The organism is Pseudoalteromonas sp. GW168-MNA-CIBAN-0100 (genome assembly GCF_040309225.1).
Classification (GTDB): Bacteria; Pseudomonadota; Gammaproteobacteria; order Enterobacterales; family Alteromonadaceae; genus Pseudoalteromonas; species Pseudoalteromonas arctica.
Window position 1 is genome coordinate 1 of the sequence record NZ_JBEOOL010000669.1, and the last position, 264, is coordinate 264.

Annotated in this window: 1 protein-coding gene; it reads right to left on the bottom strand. The window is 40.9% G+C overall.

The window, feature by feature from the left end:
- A partial coding sequence (locus tag AAEY62_RS22940) for a permuted SH3 domain-containing protein (RefSeq protein WP_502935558.1) occupies positions 1-264 on the bottom strand: 264 nt, incomplete at both ends.

Genomic DNA, 264 nt, shown 5'->3' on the forward strand with positions numbered 1-264 from the left:
ATCGTCTGCATTTAAACCGCTGTTAATATAAAAAAACTCACCTTCTTCTCTAATAACCGTTACTTTGCGCGGCTCAAGTTGCTGCTGCTCATTTACTATCCATACCGTTTGATTATTCACTAATGCTTGCGGTAAACGGTAAATGTTACTGAGCATAGCGCCTGCAAATCTTACCTGTACGTAGCTGCCAAATTTAATTGCTGGTTGTTTGCTTTTTAAACCGTAAGGGTCGTCAATTCGCACCACTAAACTACTCATGCGGGT